Raw genomic sequence first — 11,592 nt, 5'->3', positions numbered from 1 at the left:
CGGCTGCCGCCTCAGCTCTCGTTGAGCGGGCGCAGCAGGACGTCGTGGATGACGTCGCGCCCCGGTCCGCTGCCCCACAGGCCGCGCTCGGCCATCAGCAGCGCGTTGAGCAGTTGGTCGTTGGCGAGGTCGGCGCCGTCCTCGCGCTGGCGGCGCAGGAACTCGGTGATCAGCGCGGCGCGTTGGGACCCGTCCGCGGTGCCGTCCTGGCTGCCGTCCGCGGTGCCGTCCTCGCCGAGGTGGGCGGCGACCATGGCGGCCAGCCGTTCCTCGGTGGGCGGCTGGATCTCCAGGCGGACGCAGCGGCGCAGCAGGGCGGAGGGGAACTCCCGCTCGCCGTTGCTGGTGAGGACGACCAGCGGGAAGTGGGCGCAGCGCACGTGGCCGCCGCGGACGACGGCCCGGCGGCCGGGGTCGGCGACGGCGACCTCCTGCGGGCCGGGGCCGAGTCGCTGGAGTTCGGGGATCTCGAACTCGCCCTCCTCGAAGACGTTCAGGAGGTCGTTGGGCAGGTCGATGTCGCTCTTGTCGATCTCGTCGATGAGGACGACGCGGGGGGTGCGCCAGGACAGCAGGGCGGTGCCGAGCGGGCCGAGGCGCAGGAACTGGCCGATGGCGGGCGGACGTCGGTCGGTGCCGTGCTGCGGTGCGTGCAGGCCGGCCTCGTGGAGCCGGCCGATGGCGTCGTAGGTGTAGAGGCCGTCGCGTAGGGTGGAGCGGCTGCTGATCGGCCAGCGCAGCACCGGGCCGAGCCCCAGCTCGTGCGCGACGGCGTAGGCGAGGGTGGACTTGCCGACGCCGGGCTTGCCGGTGATCAGCAGCGGGCGGCGCAGGTGGAGGGCCAGGTTGACGAGGTGGACCTCGCGTTCGTCGGCCTGGTAGGCGGTGGCCTGCCGGGCCCGGCCGAGCCGGCGGGCCGTCAGGCCGGAGGCCTCGTCGGCCGGGGGCGCCGGCAGTTCCGCGTCGCTGTCGACCCAGTCGCCGAAGGAGCGCCAGGCCGGGGCGGGCGGGAGCGCGGCGATGCCGTCGTGGGGCACGCCGGTGCCCCGGTAGATCCACCAGTTCTCGGGCATCGTTACCGCCTCGTCCTCATCGTTTCCCACTCCATGGTTCTCCGCGCGGTGGCTTCCCGTGCCGTTGGTTCCTGCGCCCTTGGATCCTGCGCCGTTGATTCCCGTGCCGTCGGTTCCTGCGCCGTTGATTCCCGCTCCACCGGTGTCCATCCGCCTCACACCATCCCCGGAAAGCCGGCGTCCTGGTCCGGATCCATGCAGTTCGGATCGTCCCAGAACAGGGTGACGCCGTCCTGCGTCGGCGCCGCCCGGGTCAGCTTGCGGTGCCGGTGGACGGCCTCCGGCAGGTGGGCCAGGGAGCGCGGGCGGTCGCGCCGCAGGGCGTCGACCACGTCGGTCGGAGCGCCGGGGGCGCGGCGCCACAGCATGGCGGGGACGCCGTCGACCTCCACGGCGTCCAGCACGGCCGCGCGCACCCGGGGGTCGAGTTCGTCGTACGGGGTGTCGAGGCCGAGGCAGGCGACGGTGGGGCGGCCGCCGAGCCAGCCGGGCAGGTCGGCGACCCGCTCGGGGTGCAGGGGCGGCCAGCCGATCCGGTCGGCGGCCTCGCAGTCGAGGGTGTCGGCGAACAGGTGCTCCCACCGTTCGTACCAGGCCTCGGTCTGCAGCCACGGGTTGATGTAGCGGTCCAGGTAGCGGACCACCACCGGGTGCAGCAGTCCGATTCCGATCCGGTGCCGGTCGGGGGTCGGGGACCACAGTTCGGCGCTGTGGCCGAGCAGTTCGCGGGGCAGCAGGAACTCGATCCGGACCGGGCTGCGCTTGCTCCGGCCCAGCTCGGAGAGCAGCGTCTGCCAGCCGGCCAGCCGGGCGCTGCCCGCCGCGACCAGGTCCTCCAGGGCGAGCGAGTCGGTGGCGGCCAGGTCGTGGAGGCGTTCGAGCGGCCCGCCGGCCAGCGGCTGCCGGTAGCAGGACGCCCGGAGGTGGTAGCGGCTCGCCTCGATGTGCTCCGCGGTCTCCGGTTCCAGCCGGATCTGCACGATCAGGCGGCCGGGCGCCTCCGGCCGGGGCGCGGGGCGGGCGAGCGGGACGCTGCCCACCAGGGCGCCCAGTTCGGCGAGTCGGGGGTGCTGGAGCAGCAGCTCCTGGTCGCGCGCCAAGCCGTCCAGGAAGGACAGGGCGTAGCCGGCGTCGGGGCCGCCGAACTGGTCCAGCAGCCGCGCGAGGGCTTCCGGCAGCGTCGTCCCCTCGTCGATCAGGTTGCGGCCGGGCGCGTCCTGGGGCACGTGCAGGCGCAGCCGCCGCGGGGCGAGCGCCGGGTCCAGGGTGCGCAGCAGGGCGATGACGCGCAGCAGGAGGCCGGCCGGCAGGCCGGTGTCGGCGGTCAGCGCCAGCACCACCAACTGCAGCCAGGGCAGCGCGCCGTCGTACGGGTCGTGGTCCCTGAGCGCCTCGGCGAGCGAGCGGAGCACCGCCCGGGGGTCGCGGGCGCAGCGGATGCCGCGCAGGATCTCCCGGACGTGCTCGCGCGCGGTGTCGGCCTCCTTGACGTCCAGATGGAAGAGCTTCGACGACGGGGAGCGGCCCATCGTCTCCAGCACTCCCTGCCGGAAGTCCCGCCGGGGGATGCCCCGGAAGTCGAACAGGACCTCGGCCAGCAGGCCCTCGGCCGCCTCGAACGGGACGGCGAGGTGCGCCCCCGGTCCGCCGGCGGCCCACGGCGGTCCGTCGCCGTACGCCCCTGCGCTCATCGACCTGCCCGCTCCCCCCGACCGTCCGCGGGCCAGCCCCCGGCGGCCCGGCCGACCACGGCCCGGAGCTGCTCCAACGCGCCGTCGTACGGGGAGAGTTCCTCCAGCGCCGTGTACAGCGCGCGCAGCGCCGCCGGGGCGTCGCGGTGCTGGCGGCAGCGGCGCACGATGCGGAACAGGTGGTCTCGGCGGTCGGAGCGCTCCTCGGCCTCGAAGGGGTGCGGCAGGCCGAGGTGCTCGCCCATCCGCTCCAGCAGGTCGAACCGCCCGTCGGCGCGCGCGGTGTACGGGACGGCCATCAGCGCCGTCACCAACTCGGCGTCGGTGGGCGGTGGTTCGTCCGCCGCCGTGGCCACCGTCCGGACTGCCGGGCCGAGGAAGGCGAGCAGCGCGGCCAGCGGCACGTACCAGCCGCCCAGGTCCTGCTTGTACGAGCGGCTGCCCTTGAGCACGCCGCGCACCAGCCCGTCCGGCCCGACCAGCATGCTGCCGCTGAAGCCGACCTGCACGAAGCCGGTGACGCCGATGAACTCGCCTGAAAGCCCGACGACCTGGAGGCCGACGGTGTCGACGTCGGCTCCTGGGGAGGGGGTGGACCTGGAGTAGCCCAGGGCGGTCAGCCACGTCCCCGGCTCCGCCTCGACGCCCGCCAGCGGGGCCACCGGGTGGCCGGAGCCGGCCGCCGCCGGGACGTCGAGCAGCGCGAGGTCGGGGAACGGCTCGAAGTCGCCGCCGCCCCCGCTGTCGGGCTCGGCCCGGATGGCGCCGCGCGGCACGGGGTACACGCTCTGCTCGTGCCGCACCACCGCGTCGCCGACCAGGCGCCGGTCGTCGAGCACGACGTGCGCGCAGGTGACCACCAGCCCCGGGGCGACCAGGAAGCCGCTGCCCCGGAAGCCCTTCGCCGTCTCGATCCGGACGGTGCAGCGGCGCAACTCCTCGGCGCGGGTCCGGTCGAGGTGCGGGCCGGTCACTCCGCGGCAGCAGGGGTGGCAGCCTCGGCGCCGGCTCCTGCGCCCACCGTGCCGCCCGCCCGCTCCCGGCGCGCCGCGAGGTCCCAGGAGAGCTTGACGGTCAGCCCCGCCTCGCTCCCGGCCTCCGCGATGATCCCGAGCAACTGCCCGGACTTCACCGCCAGTTTGAGCCCGAACTCGACCTCGAAGGAGTCCGGCGCCCCGGCCCCGCCCTGGGTGATCGTCTCCGCCGCCCAGCGGCCGATGCCCTGCACCGTGCCGCGCACCTGGTCCAGGGACAGCGCCACCGCCGAGCCGACCCGGGCGGCCCGGTCCCGCAGCCCCACGTCGCCGTACTCGTCCTCTCCCCCGGCCGCGGCGAAGCCCACCTCGCCGATGACCTCGGCCCGCACCGTGGTGCCGTCCCCCAGGTCGATCGTCTCCACCGTCACGTCCCCGGCCACGCCGCTCCCCTCCCGAACGTCCGAACCCCGTGCCCGCCGCGACCGACGGTCCGCGCTGTGCGTCAGTTCCGCACCCCCGAACCGCTGTTGCCGGACGCGACCGCCCCTCTCTGCGCGCGCCACAATACCGCGACCGCCGCGCAACCCACCGTTACGGGGTCGGACGCCTCGGGCCTCGGGCCGACGGTGTCAGCGGTGGCAGTAGCGGCGTCAGCGGTTCCAGCCGTTCCAGCGGTTCCAGCGTCGTCAGCGGACGAAGATCCGGTGCGGGGCCTTCGTGGGGGCGGGCCGGCTGCGGTCCAGGCGGACGCCCGGGTACGTCTTCCCCGCGCTGCGCACACCGAAGCTGAAGAGCACGGCCAGCACGCCGGCCACGCCCGACAGGCCGGCCCCGGCCCCGCCGCCGCCGATGAGGCCGGCGACGATGACGAGGAGGATCCCCACCGCGAGCAGGAGCCAGCCGAGCGTGCTGCGGGTCCGCTGCTTCTGCGCGGCGACCGGCTCGGATTCCAGCACCACCCCGACGGGGCCGCGGCAGTCCGCACAGAACGCCTCGAGGACGACGGACCCCGACTCCGGGCGCCGACTCGCGCCGAGCGGGAACAGGTGCCACTGCGAGTGGTAGGTCGTGCTCCGCACCCCCTCGGTGCGGGTCATGCTCGTCCGGTGGCCCAGGCGGAACTTCGACACTTCGGTGGGCACGCTCATGGCTCTCGCTCCGTCTCCCCGTACGCGGTCCCCCACGCGGCCGCGCGAGCCGCGATGGTAACAAGCGCGCGTGTACACGAAGAGGCCAACGGGCAACGCCCGGGCGGCGGGTGGCGGAGTCCTCGCCGGTCGCGGGTTCGTGGGTCAGCGCGTCGTAGGTCGGCCGGCCGGGCGCCGGGCGGGTGCGCGGCGAAGGAGTGGAGCGGGAAGTCGACGGGGTCGACGTCCCGCTCCACCGCCGCGCCCGGGCTCAGCGGCTCGGCACCGGCTCAGCGGGTCAGCGGGTCAGCGGGTCGGCTCCAGCCGTTCCGGGGCGAGCGAGTTGCCGGCCGGGATGTGGCCGCAGTCGGAGGGCGCGGGGTGGCCCGCGAAGCGGTCGTTCAGCCAGCCGAGGGCCTGCGGGGCCCAGACGACGGGGACGCCGAAGTGGCTGAGGAGGTCGTACTGCTGGTACCCGACCGGGCTGGTGCCGGTCGCACAGTACTGCCGGGCGAGCGCCCGCACGTCCCCGGCGACCATCACGCCGTCGCCCGTGCCGATGCCCGCCGGGCTGGCGAAGGTGCCCTCGAGGAAGCCGGCGTTGCCCTGGGCGATGGAGCCGGGCACGGTCGGGGTGGGGGCCGAGCCGAGGTTGTTCCAGTTGACCGCCTCGACGAAGGCCGCGATGGAGTTCGGGTCGGCGTACTGGGGCTTGGCCATCGCCTTCCAGGTCAGCCCGGGGTAGTGGCCCAGGGCGTCGACGATCGAGCCGTGCTCCAACTGCCGGTAGACCGAGAGGCCGTAGTCGCTCAGGTAGGGCGTGAGGTCGATGCCGAAGGAGCGCGAGACCCCGACCACGGCCATCGGGGTGATCCCGCTCCACACCAGCGAGCCGTCCACGTACTTGAGGTTGTGCGCCGAGTCGACCAGCAGCCCGCCCTCGGTGTAGCCGACCAGCTTGGCGTTCACCTCGGGCGCGTAGCCCGGCGCGAGCGCGGCCGCCCAGGCGGTGGCGACGGCGCCGCCGGAGTACCCCATCAGCCCGAAGCGGGTGCCGGAGTCCAGGCCGGTCGCCGGGGACTTGGTGGCGGCCCGGATCGAGTCCAGGGTGTTGGTCCCGTACTCCGGCCCGGCCCCGAAGTCGGCGCCCTGGCCCTCGGTGTCGGGGATCACCACGTTGTAGCCCTGGGCCAGCACGGGCACCAGGAAGAGCGCCTCGACGTTGGGGATCAAGCCGCCGATGCTGACGTCGCCGGCCACCGCCCGGGAGGGGCTGTCGGCCGGGTCGAGCGAGTCGTAGTAGGACTGGTACGACACGGCCTTGCCGGCGTCTCCGGTCAGGCTGCGCACCACGGTGGTGACGTTGGCGGCCGGGCGGCCCTGCGCGTCGGTGGTGCGGTAGAGCAGTTGGACCGCCGTCACAGGGGTGGGCAACCCCAGCAGGTGGTACGGCAGGGTCCGCGTCTTGAGCACGGTGCCCGGCGCGAGCGAGGCCAGCGGCGCGCTGCCGTCGTAGGAGTAGAACGGGTCGCTCGCGGAGGCGGAGCGCGTGGCGGCCGAGCGCGCGGCCGCCGCGGCCGGGCCGGCGGTGACGGCCGTGGCGGTGGCGGCCAGGGCGGCGGTGACGGCGGCGGCGAGCAGCCGGGACGTGCACTTGCGCATGGTTCCCCCGGGTCTTGGAAGTCCTGATGGTCCGTCGGGTCCGTCGGAAAGCGCGTGTTACCAACTGGTAGGTGGCGCCCCGGAGAACATCATGTCGGTGACCCGTCACATTGTCCCCGGGTCGGGCCACAAAGATTGACGACGTGGCTTGTGACTGGTCACAAGGTGGCACACCGCGCGGCACGGTCGGCGCGCCGTGCCGGGTGCACGGGTATCGGCAGCCGGATGAGGCCCGCTTCGACCCGCTTCGATCCGCTTCGATCCGGGGCGCCGCCGGCCCCCGTCAGCCCTGGGTGCCCAGCCAGCGGCGGAAGGCGAAGCGCAGGCGGCCGGGGGTCGGGCGGCCGGCCACGACCGCTTCGAAGCGGCGGCGCTCACGGGCCGCCCGGAGCACCGCGAGGTCGTGGGTGCCGGGTGCGGGCGGGGCTGCTTCGGCGTGCTGGGAGGCCCGGTAGCTGTCCAGGAGGTGCTGGTGCAGTGCGTTCATGCGCCCACCGTGCCGCACCGCCGCCCCGCCGGTCCCGCCGATTGACGACCCCCGTCAAATGACGAGGTCAGCGGGCCCGGCACGATAGAGGGGTGAGCGTGACCATCGACATCACCGGACTGCCGCACGAGCGGATCGCCTTCCAGCCCTCGCCGCTGGCCGAGCTCGGCAACGCCCTGCACGCGCTCGCCGAGCCCGCCCACCACCCCCGGCTGCACGCGTGGGCGACGGCGACCTCCGGCGCCCTCGAACCGGAGCTGGCCGGCCGGATGCTGGAGGCCGACTTCATGTGGCGCTCGACGCGCTCCGACTTCCTGATGCCCGCCCGGCCCCGGCAGACCCTCGCCGAGGAACTGGACGACCTCGACCGGATGCCGGACGAGCGCTTCGTCGGGGCGGCCCTGGAGATCTCCTGCAGCACCACCCACTACCCCAAGGGCCTGCCGTCGCCCCTGGTCGACGCGTGGTCGCGGCGCCGCGCGCTCGACCTGGCGGCGGCCCGCGGCCCGCACCAGGCGGCGTTCGTCGAGCGGATGCTCGACGACCCCACCGGCACCCGGGCGTGGATCCGGCGCCTCCTGGAGGACTGCGACCGGGCGTTCTTCGCCGACACCTGGCGCCGGGTCCACGCCCAGCTCACCGCAGACGCCCAGCAGAAGACCGAACTGCTGCGCCGCAAGGGCCTGGCGGAGGCCCTCACGGCGGCGTCACCGGCACTGAGCCTGGAGGAGGACGAGCACGGCAGCCGCATCGTCGTCGACAAGCTCGTGCACGGCCGCACCGACGCCCGCGGCACCGCCGTCACCCTGCTGCCCAGCGTCTTCGGCTGGCCGCACCTGTTCACCCTGTACGGGCCGGGCTGGCAGCCCGTGATCCAGTACCCGGCCGCGGCCCACGAGATCGGCGGCGCCGAGCCCGTGGAGACGGTCAAGCTGCGGCTGGACGCGCTGACCCATCCGATGCGGATGAACCTGTGCCGCAACCTGGCACGCGCCGCGTACTCGACCAACGAGCTGGCCGACGCGTACGGCCTCACCGCCCCCGAGATCTCCCGCCACCTCACCGTCCTGCGGAAGGCCGGGCTCCTCGTCACCCGGCGCCGGGGCCGCTACGTCCTCCACCAGCTCGACATCTCCGTCGTGGCCCGGATCGGCAGCGACTTCCTGGAGTCCGTGCTGCGGTGAACCCCGCCCGCCGCCTCCAGGGTGTACGTCCGGGGAGAACTCGGCTCGGCCGTTTCGCGGTGCATGCGGCTCCGCTTGAGCGTTTCTGCTTGAGCATCTCCGCTTGAGCATCTCCGCTTGAGCGTTTCCGCTTGAGCGTTTCTGCGCAGACCGGGTTGCGGCAGGCCCGGAGCGGGGCGCTTTGGTGCGCGAAACTGTGCGCAGGATTGACATGAACCACCCGAAGCAGCAAGCTGCTCTTTCGAAACTGCTCAAAACCTGCGTTCTTCAAGCATCTTGGATCATCCGATCAAGCACGCACGAAGGCGGTATCTGCGGTGGACAAACGTGTGCTGGCCCTCGTCTCGGCGTGTGCCCTGGGGGCGCTCGCCCTCACCTCCTGCGGCAGTGGCGGCGGGGGTGGCGGAGCGGACGCGGACGGGAAGGTGACGCTCAAGCTGGTGGCCGCCGACTACGGCGACAAGGAGTCCAACAGCTCGAAGAACTACTGGAACGGGCTCGCCGCAGCCTTCACCGCGGCCAATCCCGGCATCAAGGTGGACGTCCAGGTGGTGAACTGGAACGACATCGACAAGCAGGTCAAGACGATGGTCCAGAGCGGCAACGTGCCGGACGTGCTGCAGACCGGCGGGTACGCCGACAAGGTCGCCGACGACCTGCTGTACAAGGCAGAGGACGTGCTGTCGCCGGACACCCGGGCCGATCTGATCGACAGCTTCGCCGAGGCCGGGCAGGTCAAGGGCGTGCAGTACGGCATCCCGTTCGTGTCCTCGGCGCGGGCGCTGTTCTACAACAAGGCACTGTTCCAGCAGGCGGGGATCGGCCGACCGCCCACCAGCTGGGAGGAGTTGCGCAAGGACGCCGAGCTGGTGAAGGCCAAGGTGCCGGGGGTCACGCCGTACGCGCTGCCGCTCGGGCCGGAGGAGGCCCAGGGCGAGAGCATGCTCTGGGAGCTGGGCGACGACGGCGGGCCGACCGGCAAGGACGGCGGGTACACCCTGAACAGCCAGGCGAACATCGACACCTTCCGCTGGCTCAGGTCCAACCTGGTCGACCCGGGGCTGACCTACGCCAACCCGGCCACCACCGACCGCAAGACCGCGTTCGCCGACTTCGCGGCGGGCAAGGCGGCCATGCTCAACGGGCACCCGTCGCTGATCAAGATGGCCCAGGACGGCAAGGTCGACTACGGGGTCGCGCCCGTCCCCGGCAAGAACGGCCCGCTCGCCTCCACCCTCGGGGTCGCGGACTGGATGATGGCCTTCAAGAAGAACGGGCACCGCGACCAGATCCGCACGTTCCTCGACTTCGCGTACGGCAAGGGCAACCAGGTCGCCTTCGACGAGACCTACAACCTGATGCCGGTCACCAAGAGCGCACTGGGCGAACTGACCACCGGGGGCAAGCACCAGGACCTCGCGCCGTTCTTCGCGCTGCTGCCGCACGCCGTCTTCTACCCGCTGGGCGACACCACCTGGGACGCGGTCTCGGCCGAGATCAAGAAGTCCGTCGGCAGCGCCGTCTCGGGCGACCCGGCCAAGGTGCTCGGCGACCTGCAGAAGAAGGCCCAGGACGCGGTCGCGAACAAGTGACGGCCCGCCCCGAGCCGAGTGCCGGCCGGCGCCGAGCGGCGGCCGTGGAAGGCGCCCCCGTGACTCCCGGCCCCCCGGTGCGCAGAGGCCGTCGGTTCGGTCCGCTGCCGTGGATCGCCCCGGCCGTGCTGCTGATCCTCGCCGTGGTGCTGTGGCCGGTGTACGAGATGGTCCGCACCTCGTTCCTGCGGGTCAGCACCAGCGGCTTCGTCCGCGGCTCGGCCGGGCTGGACAAGTACCGCAAACTGTTCGGCGAGGCGGACCTCGGCCACGTCCTGCTCTCCACCGTGGTCTGGACCCTCGCCGTGGTCGGCCTGACCATGCTGCTCTCGCTCGCCCTGGCCCAGCTGTTCGACCAGCGTTTCCCGGGCCGGCGCTACGCCCGCTGGGCGCTGATCGCGCCGTGGGCGGCGTCGGTGCTGATGACCGCGATCGGCTTCCGCTGGATGCTCGACCGGACGGCGGGCGTGCTGAACACCCTGCTGACCGACCTCGGACTGGTCGACGGCCCGCGGGACTGGCTGGGCGACCCGTCGACGGCCTGGCCCTGGATGGTCTTCGTCGCCGTGTTCGTCTCCCTCCCGTTCACCACCTACACCCTGCTGGCCGGGCTGCAGACCGTCCCCGGCGAGGTGTACGAGGCGGCGCGGGTGGACGGCGCCTCGCCCTGGCAGACGTACCGGCGGATCACCCTGCCGCTGCTGCGCCCGGCGTTCCTGGTCGGACTGGTGATCAACCTGATCAACGTCTTCAACTCCTTCCCGGTGATCTGGGGCATGACCCAGGGCGGCCCGAGCAGCGACACGGCCACCAGCACGGTGTTCATGTACCAGTTGAAGTCCACCGACATCGGAGAGTCGGCGGCGATGTCGGTGGTCAACTTCGCCCTCGTGGTGCTGATGGTGCTGGCCTTCCTCAAGGTCAGCCGCTGGAACCGGGAGGAGAGTTGACGAACCGTCGAAGCGGTCGGAGGCCGCGCGCCCTGGCCCTCGCGGGGGCGGCCTGGCTGCTGGCGGCGGCCTTCCTGTTCCCGTACCTGGAGATGGCGGTCACCGCGCTGCGCCCGGCCGACGAGCTGCGCGACGCGACGTACCTGCCACGGCACTTCGCCTGGTCCAACTTCGTCGGCGTGTGGCAGGAGTCGACGCTCGGCGGCAACCTGCGGGTCACCCTGCTGGTGGCCGGCGGCTCAACCCTGCTGGCGCTGCTGGTCGCGCTGCCCGCCGCGTACTACACCGCCCGGGTGCGCTACCGGGGCCGCCGGCTGTTCCTGCTGCTGGTGCTGGTCACCCAGATGTTCCAGCCGACGTCCCTGCTGGTGGGCCTCTACCGGGAGTTCTACCAGCTGTCCATGCTCAACTCGGTCTGGACGCTGATCCTCTGCAACGCCGCCTTCAACCTGGCCTTCGCGGTCTGGATCCTCACCGCCTACATCTCCTCGATCCCGGTGGAGTTGGAGGAGGCCGCGATGCTCGACGGACTGGGCCGGATCGGGGTGCTGCGCCGGGTCGTGCTGCCGCTGGCCCTGCCGGGCGTGGTCACGGCGGTGATCTTCACCTTCATCTCCGCCTGGAACGAGTTCGTCATGGGCCTGACGCTGTCCACCGATCCGGGCAGCCAGCCGCTGACCGTCGGCATCAACAGCTTCATCGGCAACTACACCGTCCAGTGGAACTACCTGTTCGCCGGTTCGGTCGTCGCGATCGTGCCGGTCGTGGTGCTGTTCGCCCTGATCGAGCGGCACGTGGTCTCCGGCCTGACCGCCGGATCGGTCAAGTAGAGCTCACCACAGGCAGGCC

General features: G+C 72.8%; 11 protein-coding genes. 4 read left to right on the top strand and 7 right to left on the bottom strand.

Annotated elements, in window-relative coordinates:
- Positions 1-11: 11 nt before the first annotated feature.
- The 7 genes from ABTY61_RS00300 to ABTY61_RS00270 form a co-directional block, all read right to left on the bottom strand.
- Entirely contained in the window at positions 12-1,073 is a 1,062-nt protein-coding gene (locus ABTY61_RS00300) for an AAA family ATPase (RefSeq protein WP_350502616.1), read from the bottom strand.
- Between the two features lie 155 nt (positions 1,074-1,228).
- Positions 1,229-2,764, bottom strand: a complete 1,536-nt coding sequence (locus ABTY61_RS00295) for a VMAP-C domain-containing protein (protein ID WP_350502615.1) — start codon at positions 2,762-2,764, stop codon at positions 1,229-1,231.
- The gene (locus ABTY61_RS00290; protein WP_350502614.1) at positions 2,761-3,738 is read right to left on the bottom strand and encodes an effector-associated domain 2-containing protein; all 978 of its coding nucleotides are present in this window, start codon (positions 3,736-3,738) and stop codon (positions 2,761-2,763) included. Before ABTY61_RS00290 ends, ABTY61_RS00295 begins: the two co-directional genes overlap by 4 nt.
- Positions 3,735-4,181: a CU044_2847 family protein gene (locus ABTY61_RS00285; RefSeq protein ID WP_350502613.1), complete on the bottom strand. Its 447-nt coding sequence runs from the start codon at positions 4,179-4,181 to the stop codon at positions 3,735-3,737. The genes ABTY61_RS00290 and ABTY61_RS00285 overlap by 4 nt, the downstream gene beginning before the upstream one ends.
- A 246-nt stretch (positions 4,182-4,427) precedes the next feature.
- Positions 4,428-4,889, bottom strand: a complete 462-nt coding sequence (locus ABTY61_RS00280; protein ID WP_350502612.1) for a hypothetical protein — start codon at positions 4,887-4,889, stop codon at positions 4,428-4,430.
- Between the two features lie 285 nt (positions 4,890-5,174).
- Positions 5,175-6,530 carry a lipase family protein gene (locus ABTY61_RS00275; RefSeq protein ID WP_350502611.1) on the bottom strand — a complete coding sequence of 452 codons (1,356 nt, stop codon included), beginning with the start codon at positions 6,528-6,530 and terminating at the stop codon, positions 5,175-5,177.
- A 283-nt stretch (positions 6,531-6,813) separates the two neighbouring features.
- Entirely contained in the window at positions 6,814-7,017 is a 204-nt protein-coding gene (locus ABTY61_RS00270; protein WP_350502610.1) for a hypothetical protein, read from the bottom strand.
- A 92-nt stretch (positions 7,018-7,109) separates the two neighbouring features.
- On the opposite strand from ABTY61_RS00270, the gene ABTY61_RS00265 reads away from it, so the two are divergent.
- From ABTY61_RS00265 to ABTY61_RS00250, 4 genes are all read left to right on the top strand, one after another.
- On the top strand, positions 7,110-8,201 hold the full coding sequence (locus ABTY61_RS00265) for a DUF5937 family protein (protein WP_350502609.1): 1,092 nt from the start codon (positions 7,110-7,112) through the stop codon (positions 8,199-8,201).
- 317 nt (positions 8,202-8,518) lie between these two features.
- A complete protein-coding gene (locus tag ABTY61_RS00260; RefSeq protein ID WP_350502608.1) occupies positions 8,519-9,793 on the top strand; it encodes an extracellular solute-binding protein in 1,275 nt (424 codons plus the stop codon).
- Between the two features lie 59 nt (positions 9,794-9,852).
- Positions 9,853-10,743 carry a carbohydrate ABC transporter permease gene (locus ABTY61_RS00255; protein ID WP_350502607.1) on the top strand — a complete coding sequence of 297 codons (891 nt, stop codon included), beginning with the start codon at positions 9,853-9,855 and terminating at the stop codon, positions 10,741-10,743.
- Positions 10,740-11,573: a carbohydrate ABC transporter permease gene (locus ABTY61_RS00250; RefSeq protein ID WP_350502606.1), complete on the top strand. Its 834-nt coding sequence runs from the start codon at positions 10,740-10,742 to the stop codon at positions 11,571-11,573. Before ABTY61_RS00255 ends, ABTY61_RS00250 begins: the two co-directional genes overlap by 4 nt.
- The last annotated feature ends 19 nt before the right edge of the window (positions 11,574-11,592 follow it).

Source organism: Kitasatospora sp. NPDC096128 (assembly GCF_040303105.1).
GTDB lineage: Bacteria > Actinomycetota > Actinomycetes > Streptomycetales > Streptomycetaceae > Kitasatospora.
This window is presented reverse-complemented; position numbering and strand designations above follow the sequence as displayed.

What these genes read in the sequence shown, in the direction of transcription:
- ABTY61_RS00300 (WP_350502616.1), bottom strand. Translation starts at nt 1,073, where the DNA reads ATGCCCGAGAACTGGTGGATCTACCGGGGCACCGGCGTGCCCCACGAC.
- ABTY61_RS00295 (WP_350502615.1), bottom strand. Translation starts at nt 2,764, where the DNA reads ATGAGCGCAGGGGCGTACGGCGACGGACCGCCGTGGGCCGCCGGCGGA.
- ABTY61_RS00280 (WP_350502612.1), bottom strand. Translation starts at nt 4,889, where the DNA reads ATGAGCGTGCCCACCGAAGTGTCGAAGTTCCGCCTGGGCCACCGGACG.
- ABTY61_RS00275 (WP_350502611.1), bottom strand. Translation starts at nt 6,530, where the DNA reads ATGCGCAAGTGCACGTCCCGGCTGCTCGCCGCCGCCGTCACCGCCGCC.
- ABTY61_RS00270 (WP_350502610.1), bottom strand. Translation starts at nt 7,017, where the DNA reads ATGAACGCACTGCACCAGCACCTCCTGGACAGCTACCGGGCCTCCCAG.